This is a genomic window from Streptomyces gilvus (genome assembly GCF_022513565.1).
GTDB classification, from domain to species: domain Bacteria; phylum Actinomycetota; class Actinomycetes; order Streptomycetales; family Streptomycetaceae; genus Streptomyces; species Streptomyces gilvus.
The window spans coordinates 83,760-106,681 of sequence record NZ_JAKWBE010000030.1 but is presented as its reverse complement, the minus strand read 5'-3'; the positions used below and the strand labels follow the sequence as shown (position 1 = coordinate 106,681).

Annotated in this window: 22 protein-coding genes; 14 read left to right on the top strand and 8 right to left on the bottom strand. The window is 70.2% G+C overall.

The window, feature by feature from the left end; all coding sequences use genetic code 11:
* Positions 1-201: 201 nt before the first annotated feature.
* From MKW14_RS33390 to MKW14_RS33350, 9 genes are read left to right on the top strand one after another with little or no spacing between them, the layout of a single operon-like run.
* Positions 202-1,260: an Ldh family oxidoreductase gene (locus tag MKW14_RS33390; protein ID WP_240869220.1), complete on the top strand. Its 1,059-nt coding sequence runs from the start codon at positions 202-204 to the stop codon at positions 1,258-1,260.
* A 35-nt stretch (positions 1,261-1,295) separates the two neighbouring features.
* Complete coding sequence (locus tag MKW14_RS33385) at positions 1,296-2,894, top strand: phytoene desaturase family protein (protein WP_240869217.1); 1,599 nt, start codon at positions 1,296-1,298, stop codon at positions 2,892-2,894.
* Positions 2,895-2,921: 27 nt separating this feature from the next.
* Positions 2,922-3,650, top strand: a complete 729-nt coding sequence (locus MKW14_RS33380) for an SDR family NAD(P)-dependent oxidoreductase (protein WP_240869214.1) — start codon at positions 2,922-2,924, stop codon at positions 3,648-3,650.
* A 5-nt stretch (positions 3,651-3,655) separates the two neighbouring features.
* Positions 3,656-5,257, top strand: coding sequence for an FAD-dependent monooxygenase (locus MKW14_RS33375; RefSeq protein ID WP_240869211.1), 1,602 nt, complete (start codon positions 3,656-3,658; stop codon positions 5,255-5,257).
* A 24-nt stretch (positions 5,258-5,281) separates the two neighbouring features.
* Positions 5,282-5,653: a cupin domain-containing protein gene (locus tag MKW14_RS33370; RefSeq protein WP_240869209.1), complete on the top strand. Its 372-nt coding sequence runs from the start codon at positions 5,282-5,284 to the stop codon at positions 5,651-5,653.
* A complete protein-coding gene (locus MKW14_RS33365; RefSeq protein ID WP_240869206.1) occupies positions 5,646-6,185 on the top strand; it encodes a cupin domain-containing protein in 540 nt (179 codons plus the stop codon). The genes MKW14_RS33370 and MKW14_RS33365 overlap by 8 nt, the downstream gene beginning before the upstream one ends.
* A gap of 9 nt (positions 6,186-6,194) precedes the next feature.
* Positions 6,195-6,593: a RidA family protein gene (locus MKW14_RS33360; protein WP_240869205.1), complete on the top strand. Its 399-nt coding sequence runs from the start codon at positions 6,195-6,197 to the stop codon at positions 6,591-6,593.
* A 7-nt stretch (positions 6,594-6,600) separates the two neighbouring features.
* Positions 6,601-7,488, top strand: coding sequence for a fumarylacetoacetate hydrolase family protein (locus MKW14_RS33355; RefSeq protein WP_240869203.1), 888 nt, complete (start codon positions 6,601-6,603; stop codon positions 7,486-7,488).
* Positions 7,489-7,540: 52 nt separating this feature from the next.
* Positions 7,541-8,665, top strand: coding sequence for an XdhC family protein (locus tag MKW14_RS33350; RefSeq protein WP_240869201.1), 1,125 nt, complete (start codon positions 7,541-7,543; stop codon positions 8,663-8,665).
* 376 nt (positions 8,666-9,041) lie between these two features.
* On the opposite strand, the gene MKW14_RS41670 is transcribed toward MKW14_RS33350, so the two are convergent.
* Positions 9,042-9,335, bottom strand: a complete 294-nt coding sequence (locus MKW14_RS41670; RefSeq protein WP_374116629.1) for a VOC family protein — start codon at positions 9,333-9,335, stop codon at positions 9,042-9,044.
* Positions 9,336-9,409: 74 nt separating this feature from the next.
* Between MKW14_RS41670 and MKW14_RS33340 the strand changes: the two genes are divergently transcribed.
* Complete coding sequence (locus MKW14_RS33340; protein WP_240869197.1) at positions 9,410-10,231, top strand: class I SAM-dependent methyltransferase; 822 nt, start codon at positions 9,410-9,412, stop codon at positions 10,229-10,231.
* A 257-nt stretch (positions 10,232-10,488) separates the two neighbouring features.
* Here MKW14_RS33340 and MKW14_RS33335 read toward each other — a convergent pair whose 3' ends face one another.
* Entirely contained in the window at positions 10,489-11,142 is a 654-nt protein-coding gene (locus tag MKW14_RS33335) for an FMN-dependent NADH-azoreductase (protein WP_240869195.1), read from the bottom strand.
* Between the two features lie 126 nt (positions 11,143-11,268).
* On the opposite strand from MKW14_RS33335, the gene MKW14_RS33330 reads away from it, so the two are divergent.
* Positions 11,269-11,931 (top strand): TetR/AcrR family transcriptional regulator, encoded by a 663-nt coding sequence (locus tag MKW14_RS33330; RefSeq protein WP_240869194.1) that lies wholly within the window; start codon positions 11,269-11,271, stop codon positions 11,929-11,931.
* Between the two features lie 27 nt (positions 11,932-11,958).
* Here MKW14_RS33330 and MKW14_RS41065 read toward each other — a convergent pair whose 3' ends face one another.
* Positions 11,959-12,297, bottom strand: coding sequence for an FCD domain-containing protein (locus MKW14_RS41065; protein ID WP_276622536.1), 339 nt, complete (start codon positions 12,295-12,297; stop codon positions 11,959-11,961).
* Here MKW14_RS41065 and MKW14_RS33320 point away from each other — a divergent pair.
* Positions 12,212-12,541 carry an ester cyclase gene (locus MKW14_RS33320; protein WP_276622534.1) on the top strand — a complete coding sequence of 110 codons (330 nt, stop codon included), beginning with the start codon at positions 12,212-12,214 and terminating at the stop codon, positions 12,539-12,541. The two genes, MKW14_RS41065 and MKW14_RS33320, sit on opposite strands and share 86 nt — an antisense overlap.
* Positions 12,542-12,553: 12 nt before the next feature.
* Here the strand turns inward: MKW14_RS33320 and MKW14_RS33315 are convergent, their stop codons facing one another.
* The 5 genes from MKW14_RS33315 to MKW14_RS33295 are packed head-to-tail and all read right to left on the bottom strand — an operon-like array spanning position 12,554 to position 19,356.
* The gene (locus tag MKW14_RS33315) at positions 12,554-14,971 is read right to left on the bottom strand and encodes a glycoside hydrolase family 95 protein (RefSeq protein ID WP_240869186.1); all 2,418 of its coding nucleotides are present in this window, start codon (positions 14,969-14,971) and stop codon (positions 12,554-12,556) included.
* 55 nt (positions 14,972-15,026) lie between these two features.
* Entirely contained in the window at positions 15,027-15,905 is an 879-nt protein-coding gene (locus MKW14_RS33310; RefSeq protein WP_240869184.1) for a carbohydrate ABC transporter permease, read from the bottom strand.
* Complete coding sequence (locus MKW14_RS33305) at positions 15,902-16,915, bottom strand: carbohydrate ABC transporter permease (RefSeq protein ID WP_240869182.1); 1,014 nt, start codon at positions 16,913-16,915, stop codon at positions 15,902-15,904. Before MKW14_RS33305 ends, MKW14_RS33310 begins: the two co-directional genes overlap by 4 nt.
* 29 nt (positions 16,916-16,944) lie before the next feature.
* Complete coding sequence (locus MKW14_RS33300) at positions 16,945-18,300, bottom strand: extracellular solute-binding protein (RefSeq protein ID WP_240869180.1); 1,356 nt, start codon at positions 18,298-18,300, stop codon at positions 16,945-16,947.
* A 57-nt stretch (positions 18,301-18,357) separates the two neighbouring features.
* Positions 18,358-19,356 (bottom strand): LacI family DNA-binding transcriptional regulator, encoded by a 999-nt coding sequence (locus MKW14_RS33295; RefSeq protein ID WP_240869178.1) that lies wholly within the window; start codon positions 19,354-19,356, stop codon positions 18,358-18,360.
* A 376-nt stretch (positions 19,357-19,732) separates the two neighbouring features.
* Here MKW14_RS33295 and MKW14_RS33290 point away from each other — a divergent pair, with 376 nt between their 5' ends.
* Together MKW14_RS33290 and MKW14_RS33285 are read left to right on the top strand one after the other, a co-directional pair.
* Positions 19,733-20,287 carry a TlpA family protein disulfide reductase gene (locus MKW14_RS33290; RefSeq protein ID WP_240869176.1) on the top strand — a complete coding sequence of 185 codons (555 nt, stop codon included), beginning with the start codon at positions 19,733-19,735 and terminating at the stop codon, positions 20,285-20,287.
* Positions 20,288-20,379: 92 nt separating this feature from the next.
* Positions 20,380-22,773, top strand: coding sequence for a ricin-type beta-trefoil lectin domain protein (locus MKW14_RS33285; protein WP_240869174.1), 2,394 nt, complete (start codon positions 20,380-20,382; stop codon positions 22,771-22,773).
* Positions 22,774-22,922: the final 149 nt, after the last annotated feature.

Genomic DNA, 22,922 nt, shown 5'->3' with positions numbered 1-22,922 from the left:
GAAGCGCCAGGGATTCCCACCAGCCGACATGCGCACCGCGCTGTCCGGATAACGAACCAGCGGAAAGTGGACTGCGGACCGCGTTCTGCGGATAGCGAGTGAATTCCCGCGCCCGTAATTTCTTGGCAGCTTCACGGCCGCCCGCAGGTTGCACCCGCGGCCCTGTGATTTCGAACGTCAGCCACCGTGTGGAGATCCCGAATGAGCGATCGCATTACCGTCTCGCCCGAATGGCTGGCCGAAGCCGTCAGCACGGTCTTCGCCGCCGCGGGTCTCTCCCCGCGCGCCGCGTCGGTCGTGGCCGAGAGCCTGGTCGAAGCGGACCTGCGCGGCACCCCCTCGCACGGTGTGCTGCTGGTGCCGATGTACGTCGAGCGGCTCCGCAAGGGGTCGGTGAGCACCCACGAGAACGCCGAGGTCGTCGTGGACGCGGGTGCGATCGCCGTGCTGGACGCCCGGCACGCCCTCGGTCAGCTCACCGGCGACCAGGCGATGGACCTGGCCATCGACAAGGCCCGCACCTACGGCATCGGAGCGGTGACCGTGCGCCGGGCCTTCCACTTCGGCGGCGCCTACCGCTACGCCCGCGCCGCCGCGGCCGCCGGCTGCGTCGGCATCGCCGCGGCCAACACCCGCCCGCTGATGCCGGCCCCGGGGGGAGCGGCCGCCGTCGTGGGCAACAACCCCCTGGCCTTCGGCATCCCGACCATGGACGGGGAGCCGGTCCTGCTCGACATGGCCCTCTCGGAGGCCGCGCTGGGCAAGATCCGGCTCGCGGCCCAGGAGGGCCGTGCCATCCCGCCGACCTGGGCCACCGACGCGGCGGGCACGCCGACCACGGACGCCGAGGCCGCCCTCGCCGGTCTGCTGCTGCCCGCGGCGGGGCACAAGGGATACGGCCTGGCCCTCGTGGTCGACGTGCTGACCGGCGTGCTCTCCGGCGGCGGCTTCGGAAGCGGGGTCAACGGCCTGTACGCGGACACCGCGACGCCGAACGACTGCGCGCACTTCTTCCTCGCGCTGGACGTCTCCGCGTTCGGCGACAAGAACGCCTTCGCGCACCGCGTCGCCGCGCTCACCGACCAGATCACCAGCTCGCCGAAGGCTCCGGGCACCGAACGGCTGCTGCTTCCTGGCCAGTTGGAGGCCGAGCGCCAGGCCGCCGCACGCGACACGGGCGTACCGCTCGACGCCAGCGTCCTCGAGGCCCTGCAGAAGACCGCCGAGACGCTGGGCATCGCCCTGGGCGTCCCCTGTTGAGCAGCCTCACCGAACGACAAGTCCGAGGAGTGTCCATGACCCGTACGGTCGACGCAGTGGTCGTCGGTTCCGGTGTGAACGGCCTGGTCGCCGCCGCCGAACTGGCAAGGGCCGGCTGGTCGGTGGCCCTGGTGGAGCGCAACGACCGGCTGGGCGGCTTCATCGCCACCGAGCAGCGCACCCTGCCGGGCTACCTGCACGACACCTACTCCTCCTGGCACCCCCTGTTCGTCTCCGGCGGCGCCTACGCCACCCTCGGCGAGGAGTTGCACCGCCACGGCCTGGAGTACCGCAACACGGACGGGTACTTCTCCGGCACCGTCGCCGACGACGGCCGTGTCGTCCTCGCCCACCGCGATCCGGCCGTCACGGTGGAGGCGTTCGCGCACGCCGAGGACCGGGACGCCTACCAGGCCATGCTGGGGCGGTTCTTCGACAACGCCGACGCCATCGGCGGCTTCATGGGCGGCGAGTTGCGCTCGCGCCGGATGCTGAAGCACGTGCTGCGGCTGCTGCGTCAGGAACGGCTCAGCGGCAGCGAGGAGTGGCTGCGCGCCACCCTCACCAGCGCCCGGTCGTACTGCCGCAGCACCTTCCGCGGCGACGAGACGGACCTGCTGTGGGCGCCCTGGCTCCTGCACGGCGGGCTGTCGCCCGACCATGCCTCCGGGGGCCTGATGATCCCCCTGTTCGCCGCCACCATGCACGGCTTCGGTCTGCCGGTGGTCGCGGGCGGCGCCGAGAACCTCGTCGGGGCCTTCGAGGCGCTGTTGCGCGAACTGCGCGTCGACATCCGCACCGGACAGCCCGTCGAGCGGCTGCTCCTCACCGACGGCAAGGTCACCGGTGTCATCTGCGGCGGCGAGACCGTTCATGCCCGCCGCGCCGTCCTCGCCTCGGTCACCCCGAGCGCCCTGTACGGCGGCCTGCTGCCGCGGGCGGCCCAGGTCCCGCCCGCCGTGCGCGACCAGGCCCGGCGCTTTAGGTACGGGCGCGCGGCGATGCAGATCCACGTCGCCCTCTCCGCCCCGCCCACCTGGAACGACGACCGGCTGGCCGACGTGCCCCTGGTGCACCTGAGCGACGGATCGGCGAGCACCGGGATCGCGTGCGCGGAGGCGGAGGCGGGACTGCTGCCGCGCCGCCCCACGGTCGTCGTCGGCCAGCAGCACGTCCTCGACCCCACGCGCGTCCCCCCGGGCGGGGCCGCCCTCTGGCTGCAACTGCAGGAGGTGCCCTACGTGCCGACCGGGGACGCGGCCGGTGAACTCGACACCACCGGCGGCTGGACGAAGGAACTGGCCGAGGGCTATGCCCGGCGGGTCCTGGCCCGCGTGGCCCGCCACGCCCCCGACCTGGCCGACAAGGTGCTCGCCTGGGACGTCGTCACCCCGGACGACCTCGCCTCGTACAACCCCAACGCGGTGGCCGGCGACCCGTACGGGGGCAGCGCCGAACTCGACCAGAACCTGTTGTGGCGCCCGCTGCCCGGCGCCGCCCGGCATGCCACACCGGTTCCCGGGCTGTGGCAGATCGGCGCCTCCACCCACCCCGGCCCCGGTCTCGGCGGCGGCTCGGGACACATGGTGGCGCAACAGCTCATTCACAACGGCCGACGCTGCCGCCGCCGTTGACCCGGAACCAGTAGGAGCCCGCTGATCATGAAAGTCCGATTCGACGCCTCGGGTGAGGTGCTCGTCGTCACCGGCGGCGCCCACGGTATCGGCGCAGCCCTGGCCCGCGGCTACGCCGCCGCCGGCGGCACCGTCGCGGTCCTGGACGTCTCCCCCGCCGAAGAGCTGGACGGTGTCGAGGGCATCGAGCAGTACCGGACCGATGTCTCCGACCGCGACGCCGTCCTGACCGCCGTAGGGAAGATCGTGGCCGCGCACGGCCGCGTCGACGCCCTGGTCGCCGGTGCCGCCGTACAGCCGCGCACACCGGTCGTCGACACCCGCCCGGAGGAATGGCGCCGCACCCTCGCCGTCAACCTCGACGGAGTGGTCTGGAGCTGTCAGGCCGTGCTGCCGCACATGATCGAACAGCGGTCCGGGGCCATCGTCGTCTTCGCCTCGGGGCTCGCTCACATGGGGCGTGCCGAGGCCTCCGCGTACGCGGCGAGCAAAGGCGCCCTCATCCCCTTCGCGAAGTCCCTGGCCGCGGAGGTCGCCGGACACCGCGTCCGTGTCAACACCGTCTTCCCCGGGGTCATCGACACCCCGCAGTTCCAGGCGGCGAACCCGACGGGCGGTGAGCGCGAGCACTGGGAGCGGACCACCGGCATCGGCACCCCCGAGGACGTCGTGGGCCCGCTGCTCTACCTGCTGTCCGAGGCGGCCACGATGACCGGCTCGACGCTGACCCGCGACCGCGCCTTCGGAAAGGGGTGAGTCTCATGACCGCGTACGACATCGACGAACTTCCCGTCGCCGTCATCGGCGCCGGACCCATCGGCCTGATCACCGCCCTCGGACTCGTCCAGTACGGCGTCCCCGTCGTCGTCTTCGAGGAGGACGACCGGCTGTCCCTGGACACCAAGGCCGGCACGGTGCTGACCCGCACCCTCGAAGTGCTCCACCGCTACGGCGCGTTGGGCGAGGTCCTCGGCGCGTCCCTGCGCGTCGACGAGATCGGCGAACTCGACCGCGCCACCAACACCCCGACGCTCAGCGTGCGCACGGGCGACCTGACGGAGGACACCCGTTTCCCCTTCGTCGTCAACATCCCCCAGCACCACCTCGAACCGGTGCTGCGCACGTCACTGGAGAAGAAGGCACCCGGCGTCCTGCACATGGGCCACCGGCTGACCGGCTTCACCCAGCACGACGACCACGTGGAACTCCGGCTGGCCACCCCCGGCGGCGAGCGCACCTTCCGCGCCCGCCACCTCCTCGCCTGCGACGGCGGACGCTCGCAGGTGCGCGAGGACCTGGGCATCACCGTCGAGGGCCGCACCCTCGAAGAGCGCTACATGCTGGTCGACCTGAAGGTGGACCTCGACGTCGACAGCCCCCGCGACTACCCCTACCTCGCGTACTTCGGCGACCCCGAGGAGTGGATGATCCTGGTGCGTCAGCCGCACTGCTGGCGCTTCCTGTACCCGCTGGCCCCCGGCCGCCCGGAGCCCGACCGGCACGAACTCGCCGCCAAGGCACGCCGGTTCATCGGCGAGGTCGAGGACCTGGAGATCCTCGGCACCAACATCTACACCGTCCACCACCGCGTCGCCGACCGCTGGAGCGACGGCCGGGTCTTCCTGATGGGCGACGCCGCCCACCTGATCACCCCGATGTGGGCGCTCGGTCTGAACACCGGCGTCCTGGACGCGTCCAACCTGCCCTGGCGGCTGGCCTGGGTGCGGCGCGGCTGGGCAGACGAGTCACTGCTCACCGCGTACGAGAAGGAACAGGCGCCCCTCGCGATCCAGGGCAGCGGCGAGATGGCGGAGGCCGCCCGCGCCTACATGGACCGCCGGGGCGGCGCCCTGGAAGCCATGACCGACGGGAACTGGGGCAACGCCTTCACCCGGGCGCTGCTGGGCGTCCGCCTGGACGTGGACGGCTCCGGCGACTGGTCCATGGTCAAGACCGGTGACCGGCCGGTCCCGGTCGCGCCCGGCGACCGCGCGCCCGACCTGCCCCTGTTCGGGCCGGAGGGACAGGTGTACCTGCACGATCTGGCGGCCGACGCCTTCGTGGCCTTGTACTTCACCGACACCCGCCGCCGCCCCGCCGTCCCGGCGCAGAACTCCCCGGCGCTGCGCCACTACGCGGTCAGCCGCTGGGACGCGCCGCACGACTCCGGGCTGCGCGACCGGGCGCTCTTCGACCCCGGCGAGCGGGTCCGGCGGCGCTTCGGCGTCGCCGACGACACCCTCGTCCTGCTCCGCCCCGACGGCCATGTCGCCGCCATCGTCCCCTACGTGCCCGGCGACGGCCACGACCGGGCGGCGGAGCTCTACGGGCGGATCACGGGCCGTCCCGTGCCCCGCGTCTGACGACCAGTGAGGAGTCATCCCACCATGACCACCGCCCTCGCCCCCGACGGCACGAAGATCGAACTGGCCCCCGTCGGCCAGGAGATCGTCTTCGAGAACGAGCATGTACGAGTCTGGGAGATCACCCTGGAGCCGGGCGCCAACCAGCCCTGGCACCAGCACCTCAACCCGTATCTCGTCATCGCCCTCGAAGCGGCCGACAACCGCATCGACGCCCTGGCCGGCGGTGAGCCCCGGCTGGTCCACGAAGCGGCCGGCGGGGTCGTGTACCGCGAGCCGGGCGAGATCCACATGCTCACCAACCGCGGCACATCCCGCTACCGCAGCCGACTGGTCGAGCTGAAGGTACTCGGCGAAAACGCCCGGGACGACAAGCAGGAGCACACCCATGACTGACCTCGCACCCGGACTGATCCCCGCGCCACCGCGTCCCGAAGCCGTCTCGGCCGAGGAGTGGGCCGAGAACCTGTCCGAGCCCGCCGCCTACGGCGGCGAGGGCCCCGACCGCTCCCGCGAGCAGGCGGTGAAGGGGCCGGACGGCTCGGCGCTCTTCCGCTTCCGCGAGATCCTCCTGCAGACCCAGGACCTGGAGTGGCTGGACAAGACCCTGGAGGGTCTGACCCACAAGGCCCTGTGGCGCAACGAGGAGACCGGCGCCTCCATCTCCCTGGTGCGCTTCCAGAAGGGGTCCGGCATCCCCTCGCGCCATTCCCACGCCTCGAACCAGTTCATGTTCTGCCTCAAGGGCCGTTACACCTACCTGCCGACGGGGCTGACCCTCACCGAGGGCTCCTTCTACTGGAACCCCAAGGGCAGCCTGCACGGCCCGACCCTCGCCGAGGAGGAGTCCATCCTCCTGGAGGTCTACGACGGCCCCCACTACCCCACCCAGCCCGACTGGTACAGCAGCCCCGACGACGCCCGATAGGACCGCGCCATGCCCAAGCAGGAAATCGTCTCCCCCCAACTCGCCCCGCCCAACGGTCACTTCGCCCAGGCCACCCAGTCGCGCGCCCAGGGCCGGCTGGTGTTCGTCTCCGGCATGACCGCCCGCAACAAGGACGGCGGCGTCACCGGCGTCGGCGACATCACCGCCCAGACCCACCAGGTGTGCGAGAACCTGCGCGCCGCCGTCGAGGCGGCCGGCGGCACCCTCGATGACATCGCCCGGGTCGACGTCTACGTCCGCAACATGGAGGACTTCGACGCGATCCACGCCGTCCGCCGGCAGTACTTCACCGGCGTCGCACCCGCTTCCACGATGGTCGAGGTCTCGAAGTTCGTGAACAAGGACTACCTGATCGAGATCAACGCCATCGCCTTGATCGAGGACTGAGGGCCCTATGAAACTCGCATCCTTCAGCCATGGTGGCATCCGGCGCACCGGTGCGGTGAACGAGGCCGAGCAGACGGTCGCGCTGCTGCCGGTGTCCGCCGGCACGGTCGACGACATCGTCCGCGGCGGCCCGGAGGCTCTCGACGCGGCCCGTGCGGCCGTCTCCGGGGCGGAGGTGCTGTCGCTCTCCGAGGTCCGCCTGGAGGCGCCGCTCAGCCGTTTCAACCGCGACATCCTGTGCACCGGCTGGAACTACTGGGACCACTTCGAGGAGTCGAAGGGCAAGCGCGAGGGCCAGGACCCGGCAAGCCGCCCGCAGCACCCCACGTTCTTCACCAAGGGCCCCGACACCGTGATCGGCCCGGCCGACGACATCTCCTACGACCCCGAGCTCTCCGCCAAGTGGGACTACGAGGCCGAGATCGCCCTCGTCATCGGCCGCGACGGCCGGTCGATCCCGGAGGAGAAGGCGCTGGAGCACGTCTTCGGCTACCTCGTCGCCAACGACGTCTCGCAGCGCGACCTGCAGCGGGCGCACGGCGGGCAGTGGCTCAAGGGCAAGAGCATCGACGCCACGATGCCGATCGGCCCCTGGCTCACCACCGCCGACGAGGTCGACGACCTCACCGGGCTCCAGGTGCAGTGCGAGGTCAACGGAGTGCTGCTGCAGAACGCCTCCAGCGGCCAGATGGCCTTCTCCTTCGCCCGCATCATCGCCGAGCTGAGCCACGGCATGACGCTGCGCGCCGGGGACGTGGTGCTCACGGGCACCCCCAGCGGCATCGGGAACGCCCGCGAGCCGCAGATCTTCCTCGGTGCCGGCGATGTCGTCGTCACCCGGGTCGGCGGGCTGGGAGAACTGCGCAACACGGTGGCGGCGACCCGCCTGACCTGACCCATCGAACTGGCCCATCCATCCCGGCCCATCGAACCGTTTTGGAGATCCGATGATCGACATCGCCGCGGAGCTACGGAAGTGGTGTGCGGACGGCCGTCCCTTCGCCCTGGCGACGGTCATCGGGGTGCGGGGCAGCGCACCCCGCCCACCGGGCACCTGCGTCGCGGTCGACGCCGCGGGGCAGGTGCTCGGCAGCCTGTCCGGCGGCTGCGTGGAAGGGGCGGTGTACGACCTGGCCCTGGACGTGCTGGAGACCGGCGTCCCCGAGCGGGTCTCCTTCGGCTACAGCGACACGGACGCCTTCGCTGTCGGGCTGAGCTGCGGCGGCGTGATCGACGTCCTGGTACGCCATGTCGCCGACGAGGCGTCCCGGTCCGTGCTCGGTCACGTCCTCGACGCGCTGGAGGCGGGACGGCCGGTGGCCCTTGCCACGGTCGTGGAGGGACCGCCGGGGTCGATGGGTACGGCCGGGGCCCTGACCCCCACCACCGCGGTGGGAGGCACCTGGGCCCGTCCGGAGGCGGCCCGCGACAGCCGGGCGCTGATCGCCCGGGGCTCATACGGCACCAACCGCTATGCACTGGACGGCAGTTGTGATCCGGTGGCCGGTGAGGCGGTCGAGATCTTCACCGCCGTGTACGCCGCCCCGCCCCGCATGCTGGTCTACGGGGCGATCGACTTCGCCGCCGCCGTCACCCGCGTCGGCGCGTTCCTCGGCTATCACGTCACGCTCTGCGACGCCCGGGAGGTGTTCACCACCCGCGAGCGTTTCCCGCAGGCCGACGACGTGGTCGTCGACTGGCCGCACCGCCATCTGCGGTCCCTCGCGGACGCCGGCGCCCTGGACGAGCGCACGGTCGTCTGCGTCCTCACCCACGACGCCAAGTTCGACCTGCCCCTGCTCGACCTCGCCCTGCGCCTCCCCCTCGCCTACGTCGGCGCCATGGGCTCCCGGCGCACCCACGCCCAGCGTATGGAAGCCCTCCGGGCATCGGACCTGACGGAGGAACAGCTCACGCGACTGCACTCACCCATCGGCCTGGACATCGGAGCCGTCTCTCCGGAGGAGACGGCGATCTCCGTCGCCGCCGACATCATCGCCGCACGCACAGGGGCGCCCTGCCGTCCCCTGCGTACGACCGACGGCCCGATTCATCACGCGCACGTCGCCTGAGAGGTTGACCGGGACTGAACGGACGACGGCACGCGTCCTGGCCCGCCCAAGCAGACGGTTCAGCAGTGACTGCCCCCGATCGGTCAGGATCGCCTCGCTGCCGATGCAGGGATGCGGGAGGCTGCGCCACCGGGCGGGCTGCCCCTGCATGGCCGTCCACAGGTGCGTGCCCAGGATCTCGGCTTCCGCGCCGCGCTCGGGGGCGACCGCCGGCAGGCAGGCCGCCACGGCGTCCGTCCACGCCTGGCGCACCGATGCGACGCTGTTCACGGGCGCAGACGGACACGAACACGACCGCCGCGCCCTCGGCCTCGGCCGAGGACGTGGCGCGGCTGATGCGGGCGGCGTGCTCGAGGCGGCTCTCCCAGACCGGTGCTCAGGTCGCGGCCCGGGCGCTGGGATCGACCAACTCGAGCTGGTTGTCCTCCGGGTCGGCGACGAACGCGAAGCGAAGCCCGTTCTCGAAGACGGCGACGGGCCGGACGACGCGGCCACCGCCCTTCGCCACGTCGACGACGAGCTCGTCCAGGTTGTCCACGTAGAGGGTGATGTAGGAGATCCCGGGGACGTCCGAGTCCTGCGGCTCCGATGCCGTCCGCGGTTCGCGGGCGAGCAGCTTCAGGACGGCCGAACCGGCCCTGAATCGCCAGGGGAAGCGGCGCGACCACAGCCGGTCCCCCGATCCTGCCCGTCTTCTCGCGTGTGGATACTGGGCACATCCCGATGCCGAGAAAGGTGCGATCTGTGGACGCAGTGGATGGCTACCAACTGGGAAGCAAGCCCGCCGAGTTGGAGCGGCTCACTCTCCAGGGCCGGGCCCTCGGGCCTGCGACCCGGACCCTCCTGCGGGCAGCCGGCGTACGCACCGGCATGCGTGTCCTCGACCTCGGATCAGGAGCGGGCGACGTCTCGTTTCTCGCCGCAGAGCTGGTCGGGCCGAGCGGCGAGGTGATCGGCATCGAACAGTCGCCGGACGCCGTCGCGCTCGCCACCGCCCGCGCCCGCCAACTCGGGGTCGGGAACGTCCGCTTCATCGAGGGCGACATCCACGAACCAGCACCCGGTGGTCCGTTCGACGCGATCGTCGGGCGCATGGTTCTCATGTACACGCCGGACCCGGCCGCCGTGCTCCGGGCGCAGGCCGAACGCCTGCGTCCCGGCGGTGTGGTGGCTCCCGTGGAGACGGACCTGACGACGACCGCCGGCCCGCGCCCAGCGACGCCCCTGGCCTCACAGGTGGTGTCCTGGGCGGCGGCGGGCTTCGAGGGGACCGACGTCGCCCACTCGCTGGGCCGGGAACTGTGGCAGGTCCTGAGGAAGGCCGGCCTGCGGCCCCTCGGGATGATGGGAGTTCACCCGATGTTCGGACCCGGCGATCCGGACGGCCCCGCGCTGTTCGCGGGCCTGCTCAGGACGATGCTCCCCCTGCTCGAACGTCTCGGGGTGGCAACGGCCGCGGAGGTCGGCCCCGACACCCTCGAAGCGCGGCTGGCCGAGGAACTCGCCGCCGCTGACGCGGTGATCGCCCACCCGGAGCTTCTGTGCGCCTGGGGCACCAAGGATTGAAACCCCGGCTTCGGCAGAGATCCCGGATCGTTCCGCGTCTCGGCTGCCTGTGCGGTCATCGCATGGCAGGCTTCCCCGTCCTCGGGCGACCTCGACGCCGGGGGCGCTCTCTCGAGGCGCGGGCGGGCAGAAACGCCCGCGCCGGCGCTCTGCTCGCCCCACTCCCGCGGGCCGGCGTCTCCCTCGGTCAACCGTGGAAATCCCGCTGGATCACCGGTGGTTCGTCCGGGCTGCGGACTCCCGAGCAGACTCCCCGGTCAGACGGCGGCCTTGGCGGCGGCAGCCTTGCCCTTGCTGACCGCGTCGTCGTGAGCCTTGGTCCTGGACTCCTCGGCGAGCGGGACCAGGTCGGCCATGGCCGGGTTGGACTGCGCCAGGGTGAGCTCGGGGACGATGAAGTCGACCTCCATGCCGAGCGTGTCACCGAGGATCGCCCGCAGGTAGTTCTGGACGTACTCGTAGCCCTCGCGCGGCGTGCCGGGGGCGTAGGAGCCGCCGCGGCTGGCCACCACGTACACCGGTATGCCCTTGGTCGGGGAGGCCTCGACGCCCGCGGTGCGCCCCATCAGGACCACCTGGTCGAGCCAGCTCTTCAGCGTGGAGGGGATCGTGAAGTTGTACATCGGGGCGCCGATGAGCACGGCGTCCGCGTTCTCCAGCTCCTCGATCAACTTCAGCCGCTGGGCGAAGGCCGTCGCCTGCTCAGGGGTGTGCTCGGCGGGGGCGCTGAAACCGGCGGAAGCGGTGACAGTGTCCAGGTGCGGCACCGGGTCGACGGCGAGGTCCCGGTAGACGACGTCGCCCTCCGGGTGCTGCTCCTCCCACGCCTTGCGGAAGGCGGCCGTGACCGAGCGGGAGACGGAAGCGGCCTCGGGCCACAGGGAGGAGTCCAGGTGCAGCAGAGTTGCCATGAGAAAGCTCCTGAGAAGGGAGTTGACCGAGCGTTCTTGACCTATGGGTCAAGTTACCCTGCGAACGGTAACACGGAATTTGACCCCGTGGTCAAGTAAGCTCGTTCGGTACGGTACGACGATGGAGTGCCACCACACGACCGGGAGGGGCGCCGGATGCGGGCCGACGCGCAACGCAACGCCGAGAAGCTGCGCACAGCAGCGGCCGAGCTCTTCCACGAGCGTGGTCTCCATGCGCCCCTGAAGGAGATCGCCCGCCGCGCAGGTGTGAGCCACGGCACTCTTTACAACCTTTTCGGCAGCCGCGAGGCCCTCATCAACGAGGTCGTCACCGATCTGGCCGCCGCCCGCCTCGGCCAGATCGCCGAGCACGCCCTGGCCCACGACGACGCCTGGGACGGGTTCGCGTACTACGTCGAGGCACTCTGCGAACTGCAGATCACCGACCCCGCGATCAGCGACGTCGTCACCGGCCGCTACCCGGGCGCCGAAAGCCTCATGGTGTTGTGCGAGCGCTCCAGGGCATCCGGCACGCGCATCATCGAGCGCGCCCAGCAAGCCGGCGTCCTGCGCCCCGACTTCACCCGTGAGGACCTGCTGTTCCTCCTCGGCGCCAACGCCGTACTGGCCCGCGCCACCAAGGACACCGCACCCGACTCATGGCGCCGCAGCGTCGCATTCACTCTGGACGGCCTGCGCACCGAAGCCGCTCACCACCCACTGCCCCCCGCCGCGCTGACCGCGCCGCAGTTCTACGAGGTGATGGGCGCTCTTGCCGACACCCGGTGAGTGTGGCCCGGCGCAGGGTTCGACGCGTCAGGTGGCACGACGGCTCGCGACCGGCTGACGGTTGTTGAGCCACCGGCTGCGCAGGTCGGCGAGATAGCGGTCCCTTTCCTCCGCCGCGGCATCGACGTCGCCCGACCTCAGCAGTTCCAGGAGTTGGCGCTGCTCCTCCACGACGAAGCCCGCGTCGGGCAGGTCGATGCGGGGCGCCACCTCACGCAGGGTCCCCGTCAACGACTCCATCAGAACGGCGAGGATCGGGTTCTCCGCGGCTCCCGTGAGGATGGTGTGGAAAAAAACTCGGTCAGCACCGCGACACGACGCGCCCGGTCGTCGGAAGAAGAGCTTCGACGGATCGTTCTCCGACATGCGGATCGAAGTGGTCCGCACCGTCGGGAGCGACGAGTACGAGAGCGCCGAGCTGCTGTCCACCGGGACGCATGACGGGACCCTGCGTTTTCCCGACGGCGAGATCCCCGCGACCGGCAGGACGGTGAACGTCCCGCTCTGCTGGTTCGCGGAGATCACCGACGGGAAGATCGCACGGCTGCGCGACTACTACAACCCGGGGACGTTCAGGACCCAGTTGGGTGCCACTCCCCCTGCTCCCTGAGGCGTCGCCCCCTCAGCTGCCTGTCCGCAGCCGCACGGCGCACGGCCGCGCCACCGTGAACGTGACGCGTGTGGTGCCGCGGCCGACGGGCCCGCTGGTCAGCGAGGGCGCCGGAGCGTCTTCGGCGTCGACCGACAGCGCCAGCCCGGCAGTCGGAGCCTGAACGGTGTACTCACCGGCCACCGGTAGTTCGAGGCAGGCTTCGCTGAGATGTCCTTCGGACCAGTCCAGGCTCTGTACGGTCACCCCGTTCCGGGCGCGCAGACCCTGGACGCGTCCGCTCGGCCACGCGGACGGCAGCGCCGGCAGCAAGCGGATCTCCCCGGTGTGGCTCTGCACGAGCGTCTCGGCGAGGGCCCCGGAAGCACCGAAGTTGGCGTCGAGCTGGAAGACCGGCGGGATGGTGGGGTCCTCCAGGTGGGGGTGCAGTCCGAAGAGGTTGTCGGCCGTGGAGTTGACCAGCAGGGTGCGCAGCGTGCCGTGGGCCAGGTCGCCGTCACCGAGGCGGGCGGCCAGGGCCGCGACCCAGGCCAGGCTCCAGCCGGTGCCGCCACCGCCGTGCGCCAGACGCAGCTCCAGCGCGGCGCGGGCGGCGGCCGCCAGGACGGGAGAGGTCCCGGGGTCGACCTTCTCACCGGGGTAGAGGCCGTAGAGGTGGGAGAGGTGGCGGTGCCCCAGATCCTCGGGGACGGCGTCGTCCCACCATTCGGCGAGCGGCTGCCCGGGCTGGTGCGGAAGGGGGCGCAACCTCCTTCGGGCTTCGGACAGGCAGGTCCGGAGATCGTCGTGCAGCTCCAACTCGTCGAGGGCGCTCAGGCAGTTGGCGAACAGTTCGTCGACGAGCCACAGGTCCATGGTGGCCGCCGCGGTGGTCGCGACCAGCGAGCCGTCCGCCGCCCGGAAGCGGTGCTCGGGCGAGGTGGAGGGACAGGTGACGAGGTTCCCGTCGGCGTCCTCGGTCAGGAAGTCCAGGAGGAAGACGGCGGCCTCGCGCATCACCGGCCAGGCCTGGTCGGCCAGATAGGCGCGGTCGCGGCCGAACCGGTAGTGCTGCCACAGGTGGGCGCACAGCCAGGCCGCGCCCATCGGCCAGTTCGCCCACTGGGGCTCGCCCTGCACGGGGTTGCTGCTGCGCCAGATGTCGACGTTGTGGTGCGCCGTCCAGCCGCCGCATCGGTAGTAGGCCCACGCGCTGCGGCGTCCGGCCACCGACAGGTCCGCCAACAGGTCGAGGAGCGGCTGGTGGCATTCCGGCAGGCCGGTGGTCTCGGCGGGCCAGTAGTTCATCGGGAGGTTGATGTTGGTCGTCCAGTTGGACTGCCAGGGCGGCTGGATCTCGGTGTTCCAGATGCCCTGGAGGTTGGCCGGCTGGGTGCCGGGCCGGGACGAGGCCATGAGCAGGTAGCGGCCGTACGCGAAGTGCAGGGCCGTCAGACCGGGGTCGTCCGCGCCGTCTCGGACGGCGGCCACGCGCTCGTCCGTCGGCAGGTCCGCGAGACGCGGGTCGTGGTCCAGCCACAGCACGGCGCGGTCGTGGAGCCGGCGGTGGTCGGCGGTGTGCTCGGTGAGCAGCCGCTCGTACGGCACCGCTGACGCCTCCGCCAGGATTCGCTCGGCCGACTCCCGAGCCGGGCCGGGACCGAGCGGAGGCTCGTTCCAGCCGCGGTAACCGGTGGCCGCGGCGACGAGCAGCACCGCGCTGGTCGCTCCGGCGAGCGTGAGTTCGCCGCCCGGCCCCCGGGTGACCTCCCCGGAGTCGGTGACCACCCGCAGCGCGACGGCGAAGCCGGTGCCCGCCTCCGGGTCGTAGCGAACGGCGTCGGGGCCGGTTCCGTCGAACTCGACGTGGCTCGGTGCCCGTCCCATGAGGGCGTGCGTCTGCTCGTCGTCCGCCGGTTTGCTCGGGTGGGGCGTGCGCAGAGCCGCGGTGACGTTGAGCGCGCCGGGCGTGTCGCAGCTCAGCCGGATCACCAGGACGCCCGCGACCGCGGAGCAGAACACCTCCCGGGTGTGACGGACCCCGTCCGCCGTGTAGGCGACGGCGCAGACGCCGTCCCGCAGGTCCAGGCCGCGACGGTAGTCGGTCACCGCCGCGTGCCGGCCGAAGTCGAGTCGCAGGTCGCCCAGCGGCTGGTACGCCTGGGTGAAGGGCCCCTGCATACGGCGGGCCAGTTCTTCGGCGCGCACGTAGTCGCGGTCGCGCAGCACCGCCCGGCGCAGCTCGTCCAGGTGCGCGGCCGCCCCCTCGTCGTTGTGGTCGGCGGGCCCCCCGGACCAGAGCGTGTCGGCGTTGAGGTTGATCACCTCCTCGCCGGTGCGGCCGTACACCATCGCGCCCAGGGAGCCGTTGCCGAGCGGCAGCGCCTGGAGGAAGCCCTCGGCGGGGCTGCGGTACCACAGCTCGGCGGGAGTGGCGTTGCTTCGGTTCATGGGCAGCGGTCTTTCTGCTCGTGCACGGGCGGCCGGCGAGGTCGTGGTGAACCGATCAGCCCTTCAGGCCGGTGGTGGCGATTCCACGGGTGAAGGAACGCTGGGCGAAGAAGAAGAGCACCAGCACGGGCAGGACATAGAAGACGGTTCCGGCGGCCAGGACGTTGGTCATGTTGATGCCCTGACCGTCCACGTATCCGGCGCTCATGGCCACGCCCAGGGTGGTCTTGTCGTCGCTGAGGAAGATGGCCGGGGTGATGAAGTCGCCCCACACGTAGGTGAATCCCAGGACGATCGACGTGGCGATCACGGGCTTGACCAGGGGCATGAACATCTGCCAGTAGATGCGGAAGTACCCGACTCCGTCGAGGAGGGCCGCTTCCTCCAGTTCGCGCGGCAGGCTCGCGAACGCCTGACGGAAGAGGAAGACATGGAACGGGGAGGCGGCCAGCCCCCACAGCACCCACGGCCAGTAGGTGTCGAGCAGGTGGAACTTCGTGAACATCACATAGGTGGGGATCACGGTGAGGATCTGCGGCACCATGGTCGTCGCCAGCATCAGGGTGAACAGTGACCTGCGGCCCTTGCCCCGCAGACGGGCGAAGCCGAAACCGACGATCGAGCTCGACGCGGTCACGAGGATCGCGAAGGTCCCGGCCAGGATCACGGTGTTCAGCGTGTACCGGCCGAAGTCGATCATGGTGAGGGACAGTTTGAAATCCCCCCAGGCCCAGTGCTGGGGCAGGACGTGGAAGTCCGTACTGGCGCTCTCCGCCCGGCCCTTCAGGGCGTAGAGCACGTTCCAGGCCAGCGGGGCCATGAACAGGGCGGCGAGCAGCGCCAGTGCGCCGTACATCAGTACCCGGCTGCGCCGCGCGGCGAGCTGGTCACGGCGCGAGAGCACCGATCGTCGGGCAGGGTCCGTGCTGGTCATTCCTCGCCACCGTCCTGGTCGACCTCGTAGTAGACCCAGAAGGAGCCGCTGCGCAGCACCAGGACCGTGATGGCCAGGATGACCACGAAAAGGATCCACAGCAGCGCGGCGCCGTAGCCGTACTTCTGGTAGTTGAAGAACTGGGCGTAGACATTGACCATGTACAGGTAGTCGCCCTGCTGCACGTGCGTGGCGTCGGTGACCCCGCCTCCCGCGCCGCCGTTGGACGAGGGCGCCAGCAGAAGCGGCTGGGACAGCGCCTGCAGCGTGGTGATCAGTGTCAGCACCAGCTGGAAGAAGATCATCGGGCTGAGCATCGGCAGCGTGATGTGCCAGAAGCGTCGCAGCGCTCCCGCCCCGTCGACCGAGGCGCTCTCCATCAGTTCCGCCGGGATGCCCTGCAGGCCGGCCAGGAAGATCACCATGCCGCCGCCCATGCCCCACAGCGCCAGCAGCACCAGGACGAGGAAGGAGGTGGGGTCGTTGAGCCAGGCTGTGGCCGGGATGCCGAACCAGCCCAGGACGCCGTTCACCAGGCCGGTGTCCCGGTCGAAGATCAGCTTGAACATCAGGGCGGTGGCGACGACCGGGACGATCGAGGGCAGGTAGAAGATCGTCCGCAGGACCCCGACGGCCCGCAGCCGCTGGTTGAGCAGCACCGCGAGGCCGAGGCCGCCGGCCAGGCTCAGCGGGACGACCAGCAGGGCGTACAGGCCGGTCTGCAGGAGACTCGACCACATGGTGTCGTCGTGGAACGCGGCGGTGTAGTTGGCGAAACCGACCCAGCTCCAGTTGCTGGACATGCCGTCGTAGTCGGTGAAGCTCAGCCCCAGCGCGTACACGATGGGTACGGCGGTGAGCAGGGTGCAGCCGATCACCCAGGGCGATACGAACGCGTAGAACTTCCAGGCCGGGTAGCGCCGCCAGCGCCGCCGGGGCGGGCCGGCCGCGGCGGCGGCCGCAGCCGCCGGGAGACCCCGGCGGCCACGGGTGGAGGTGAGCAGGGACATCGTGCGTCTTTCCTCTCGATACGCCTGGGTCAGCCGACCTGCTTGCGACCCTGGGTGACGATGTCGGTCATCGCGCTCTGCAGGGTGCGGATGGCGGAGTCCAGCGAGCTCTTGCCCTTGATCACGGATTCCACGTTGGTGGTGATGGCCGACTCCACGGCGCTGTAGCTGGCGTACGGGGAGAACCGAAGGATGGTCAGGTGCTTGGTGTTGTCCATCTGGACCTTGTAGTGGTCCTTCTCGGCCGCCGTGCTCTGCGGGAGGTCCGACCGGAAGTGCTTGAGGGCGGGCAGGCCGCCGCCGGCCTTGAAGTGCTTCGCGGCGGGAGCGCCGCCGCGCCAGAACTCCAGGAACTTGAAGGCGAGTTCCTTGTTGGCCGCCTTCTTGGGGATCCACGCGCCGGTACCGGTCATGCAGGCGTCCACCCGCGTCTTGCCCATCTGGGGCGCGGGGACGAACCCGGAGTTCGCGGCGAGCTTGGCGGCGTTGGCGCCGGCGTCGGCTCCGGCGATCTCGGCGCCGAACCAGTAGCCGTAGCTGATGATGGCGATACGGCCGGCGTCGTAGATCGGGCCCTGCCAGTCGGTGACCGGGTCGAGCGGGCCGGTGCCGACGCGGGCCTTGCCCCAGTCGACGTACCACTGCAGGGCCCTGCGGGCCTCGGGGGTGGTGAAGTCGGCCTTGGTGAAGTCGTCGTTCCAGAGGGCTCCGCCCTGCTGCTCGATCATCTGCATCAGGTGGGCCTGGTTGACGAAGTTCCACACCGGGTCGAGCCCGTAGACCTGGACCTTGCCGTTCTTGCGGACCGTGAGTCGCTTGCCCAGGTCGAGCAGCTCGTCGTAGTCGGTGGGCTCGGTCTCGCTGAGGTAGGAGATCTTGGCCTTGTCGAAGAGCTCCTTGTTGTACCAGAGCATGGCGTCCTGCCCGTAGTCGCTGGGGAAGCCGTAGAGGGAGCCCTTGCCCTGCTGCTTGCCGTCGTAGCGGTAGATGTCGACGACCGGGTCGAAGTCCGACGCCTTGAAGACGGTGCTCTTGGCGAAATAGGGGTCGAGGTTCTCCGCCAGGCCGCGGGCGATGAGGTTGGGGATCTCCGAGGCGCCGACGCAGCGCACCAGGTCCGGCGGGTTGCCCGCGACGATCGAGGAGTTCAGCTTGAGCTGGTCGAACTTGGAGATGACCACGGTGCAGTCATTCTTCGCCTCGAACTCCTTGATGGAACTGCCGAGTTCGCTGTCCAGGCTGTCGTACATCACGTGCAGGGTCGGGTGGGAACTGCTGCCGCTGCCCGAACCGCCGCAGGCGGTGAGCGTGCCGGCTCCGACGACGCCGGCGCCGATCACGGCCGACGTGCCGAGGAAGCCTCTTCGGGAGATGTTCTTGGACATATGGGGTTGGCCCTTGCTGTCGTACGGGGTGATGGTGAAACGCGTGTGGGGGGTGGTTCAGGAGGCCGACGGCGGTCCGGAACTCGTGCGGACCACGAGCTCGGGACTCAGCAGGGAGACGTCGGCGGGCGGCTGAATGCCGCCGCGGATGGAGCGCAGCAGCAGTTCGGTCGCCTCGCGGGCGATGCGCCGCTTGGGCAGGGCGATCGTGGTCAGGGGCGGGTGCGCGTAGGCGGCCTGCGGGATGTCGTCGACACCGACCACGGAGATGTCGTCCGGCACGCGCAGTCCCTGGTGCCTGAGCGCCTCCAGTACGCCGAGCGCGATGGCGTCCGTGGAAGCGAAGACGCAGGTGGGGCGGTCCCGGGCGGCGAGCATCGTGAGCGCCGCGTCGTAGCCGGCCTCCGCGGTCGGCTCCGACACCGTGTACAGCCCGCCTTCGGGCACGTCGACACCTCCCTCGGCGAACGCCCGGCGCAGGCCCGCGACACGGAACTGATGGCTCGGGAGCTGTGCGATCACCGCGGCTCGGCGGTGCCCGAGGTCCCTGAGGTGACGGCCGGCCAGATGGCCGACCCTCTCGTAGTCGACCGTGACGACCGGCAGCGTGCCGGGCGGGTTGGTCTCCCACGCGCACAGTGCGACCGGCACACCCAGCTTCTCGAGCTGGGACACGTGCTCGCCCAGGTCACGGTCGCCCGCGACCAGTACGGCGTCGACGGAGCGGCTGGAGACCGCGGCCAGTTGGCGCCTGGCCCGCTCACCCTCGCCCCGGGTGGTGGCGAGGAGCAGATGGTAGCCGTGTTCCTCCAGCACGCTCTCCACCTCCTCGACGACGACCGAGTAGAACGGATGGGCCACCGTGGGCACGATGAATCCGACGATCATGGTGGTGCCGGTTGCCAGCCCGCGGGCGACCAGGTTGGGCCGGTAGCCGAGTTCGGCGATGGCCGCCTCCACTCGCGCCCGGGTCTCGGGGCTGACGACGTCGCGTCCGCGGACCACGTTCGAGACGGTCTGCTTGGTGACGCCGGCTCGACGTGCGACGTCGTTCATCGTGACCACGTGCGATGCCCCCTGCTGGATTTGACCGGTAAAACCATGTCGGCGGCGTGACATTAACCTTGGCTCGTTTCCGGGTCAATAGATCGGACGGGTAACGCTTCGGTAACGCGCCTGGTGCCCTGAAACGACCAGGTAGTCACCACTTGACGAGGCCGTAACCTCGTGACTAGCGTCTGCCGCCGCACGTTTGACCGGTAAATAGATCCGAGCTTCCGAATGATTCGGGCCGCCAGGACCGAGGTTCAGGCCGAACCGCCGGTGTCAGGGCCCGTCCTCTCTCCCGATCGCAGGAGCAGGTACCTCAATGCCATCTCCACCGACCCGCGTCGCCCGGAGCCGCCCGCCGGATCGCAGCGGCGCGTCCCGCATGCGAGTGCTGCTGTTCACGCTGGCCGTGTGCCTGGTGACGCTGGGCCTCACCGTGGGCGCGGGGGCCGCGGTGCTCCAGCGAGCCACCCCGCATGCCGCGTCCGCGACAGCCTCGCCGGCGGCACCCGGGCTGGTCGATGTCCGCACGGGCAGAGCGTTCTCGACGGCGGGCGGTTCGGGAACACTCACGCTGGTGTCCTTCCTCGCCACCCAACCGGACACCGCGGCAACACCGTCACGCAGCCAGTCCGTCGTCCTGAACAGCCTGTCGACGCAGTACGGCGGCGCCGGGCTGCGGGTGGCCGTCGTGGCCGACGACCCGGCCGCCGTCCCCCGACCGGTCCTGCTCAACACCTCCTACGACTGGGGCCTGCGGTCCGTCGTGCTGCTGGACGACCCCGGGCACCGTGCGGCCCGTCACTTCGGTGTGGCCTCGGTGCCGACCTCCTTCCTGCTCGACGGCGCGGGCACCGTGATCGCCCACTGGGACGGCTATCTGCTGACCGCCAAGGCGGCAGCGGCCATCAAGCCCCACCTGGGTTCCGGCCCATAGCGAAAGACCCACCCACCTCCGAGGAGTGCTTAGTGCGACGTCCCCCGTCGTTGTCTCGCCACGGCTGGCGAAGAGCCCTCGCCGTATCCGTCATGGCGCTCGCCCTCGGCGCCGCCCAACTGCTGACCGGTGCCGTCCCGTCCGAGGCCGCGGCCAGCACCTACTACGTGGACTGCTCCGCGACCAGTAATGGATCGGGTACTCAGTCCAGCCCCTGGAACAGCACAAGCACGGTCAACGCGCAGACGTTCCAGCCCGGCGACTCGATCCTCTTCCTGCGCGGAACGACCTGCTCCGGCAACCTCGCCCCCCAGGGCTCCGGATCCAGCTCGGCCACCATCACCGTGGACGCGTACGGCACGGGCGCCCGCCCGGTCATCGCCGCCGGAAGCACCGCGGACGCGGCCTTCGAACTGTCCGACCAGAGCTACTGGGACGTACAGAACCTCGAGATCACGGGCGGCGTCCACTACGGAGTCCTCGTCACCGGCGCCACCGCGAACGCCACGATCGACCACATCCACCTGACCAACCTGGACGTGCACGGCGCGACCGGAACGACGACCACGCGCGGCGACTCAGGTGAGGTCTACGTCTATCCCACCGGCAGTCAGGAAGTCATCGACGACGTTGTCATCGACGGCGTCACCGCTCATGACTCCGGTGTGTCGCAGGGCATCTTCGTCGGCGGCGCCTACGGTGCCTTCCCGCCCGGCACCTCTGTGGCCTCTCCCGGGAACACCCCGATCGGGCAGAACATCACCATCAGCAACTCGTCGGCGTACTCGGTCTCCGGCGACGGCATCCTGGTGACGATGGCGCAGAACGCCACCATCGAGCACAGCACGGCGTACGACTCCGGCTCCTGCAGCACCTGCACCAGCACCCCCAGCGGCCTGTGGGAGTGGTACTGCCAGACCTGCACGCTGCAGTACAACGAGTCCTACGACAACCACACGTACAACCAGAACGACGGCGGCGCGTTCGACATCGACCAGTACGACAGCAACAACACGCTGCAGTACAACTACGGTCACGACAACGACGGTTACTGCCTGGCGATCTACAACGCGGGCAGCTACAAGGACCAGAACAACATATTCCGGTACAACGTCTGCGCGAACAACGCCCGGAAGTCCAACGCCCGTTGGGGCGAGGTCCATGTCACCCAGGCGTCGAAGAACGCCCAGATCTACAACAACACGTTCTACTCCAACCCCGCCAACACCGCTCCGTTCCTGGGCGTGGAGAGCAGCTCCACCGGGTTCTTCAAGAACAACGTCATCTACTCGACGGCCGCCAACCTCTACTCCGGTTCGTCGTCCTCGTTCATCGACGACAACAACGACTACTACGTCACCACCGGCGCGACACCGGCCTTCGCCCTCAACGGCACCTCCTACTCCGGACTGTCCGCGTACCAGTCGGGGACCGGCATGGAAACCCACTCGGTGATCGCGGACCCGCTGCTGAACAGCCCCACCTACCACGGCACCGGGACCTCCCTCACCGCCGGCACCCTCCAGTCCGGCTCGCCGGCGTACAACCTCGGTGTCAACGTCTGCCAGGGCATACCCAGTTGCTCCATGGGATCCACCGACTACTTCGGCAACCCCGTCACCACCACCGGTGTCCACAACGCCGGCGCCTTCGACGCCCCCGCGCCGCTCAGCCCTCCCAACAACACCGGCTTCGAAAGCGGCAGTTGCTCCTCCTGGCACTGTTACGGCGGAGCCTCCGCCGTAACGGGCAACGCCCGGACCGGCAGCTACGCGCTCAAGCTGCCCGGCGGCGTCAGTGCCGGCGCCGAGCAGACGGTCACCGGCCTGTCCGCCAACACCACCTACGTCCTGCGGGGCTTCGCGAAGGCGGGTGCCTCCGGACAGTGCGTCTACCTCGGGGTGAAGTCGTACGACAGTTCCGGCAGCGAGCAGAAGACCTGCCTGAACAGCACCAGCTACACCGGGGGTGCGGTCACCTTCACCACCGGTGCGAGCAGCACCAGCGCCGTCGTCTACTACTGGAGCCCGGCCACCAACTCGGCCACCGGATACGGGGACGACCTCGCGCTGAGCCAGAAGCCGGCCGCACACTCCTACGGAGCGCTGCTGAACACCGCCTCCAGCAGCTGCCTGGACGTGCCCACGGCCACGCACACCGCCGGCACGAAGATCGAGATCTGGACCTGCGGCGGCGGGGCCAACCAGCAGTGGACCGCGGCCGCCGACGGATCACTGCAGGTCTACGGCACCGGAACGATGTGCCTGGACGTCCTGAACAGCGCCACATCCTCGGGCTCGTCGGTGGTCATCAACTCCTGCTCCGGCGCCACCAGTCAGCAGTGGACCAGGAACAGCGACGGCACGATCACCGGCGTCGCCTCGGGCCTGTGCCTCGGCACCACTAGCGCCGGCACGGCCAACGGCACGCTCCTGCAGATCCAGACGTGCTCAGGAGGCAACAGCCAGAAGTGGACCATGCTGTGACGCCGTAGCCGACCCTCTGCCGCCCGGACCGCTTCCGCCGTCGCCCTCAGCACGGCGGGGCGGCCGGCGCGGCCCCGCACCCCGGCGACACGGTCGAGTCGCCGATCGGCCGCCCCCGGCGGCCGGCGCCAGACCTTCGCCCGATCACC